General features: G+C 54.4%; 1 protein-coding gene. It reads right to left on the bottom strand.

Annotated features, from left to right (window positions below):
• Positions 1–9: 9 nt before the first annotated feature.
• A partial coding sequence (locus NE664_12575) for a glycosyl hydrolase family 18 protein (protein MCQ4727471.1) occupies positions 10–713 on the bottom strand: 704 nt, incomplete at its 5' end.

Here is a 713-nt window from a genome sequence, read left to right as displayed (position 1 = left end):
ACGGTGTGCCTATCCAGTTTGATGAGACGGCACACCGTGATCAATGGCAGTTTCTATGGCCTGAAGGTTATTGATTGTCTCCGCCTTTGTTACGCCCTGCTCGTAGGGAAGAGACCAGTCATAACCGTAATTGGGGATTCCCAGGCTGATCTTTTCCGCCGGTATTTCCGTCAGGGCGTACTCTGCCACACGTCTGACCATATTGATCGGAGCTACGGCCATGGGTGGGCCATAGGTGTACCCCCATTCATACGTCATCAGCAAGACCCGGTTGGCCGCCTCTCCCAACAGTCGGTAATCGATCCCTTCATAGAGCAGCCCCCTCTGATCTCTGGCCGTCTTAGGAGCCAGCGCAACGCTTACCTGATATCCGAACAGATTCATCACCTGCCTCACAAGCTTGACAAATTCCGCATACTCCACCCGGTCCTCGGCCAGTACGTATTCAAAATCAATATCCACTCCGCCGTAGCCTTTCTGTGTCATGGTTCGCCCCAGTTCCCATATGAGAGTCTTCTGCACATCGGGACTGCGCACCAGCGTCGTCACCAGATTATTGTTGAATCTCCCATCCTCTCCCAGAGGCGTCAGTGTCAGGACAGGCCGCACTCCGGCTGCCGCAGCCGCAGTTACCATCCAGCTGTCATCAGCCAACGGGGGAACTAAGTCCCCCTCCGTCGTAAATCCATAGGAAAAGACAGATAGATCCGTCA

The organism is Anaerotignum faecicola, assembly GCA_024460105.1.
In the GTDB taxonomy this organism is placed as follows: domain Bacteria; phylum Bacillota; class Clostridia; order Lachnospirales; family Anaerotignaceae; genus JANFXS01.
The sequence above is the reverse complement of the archived record's forward strand: the minus strand, read 5'-3'. Positions and strand labels throughout refer to the sequence as shown.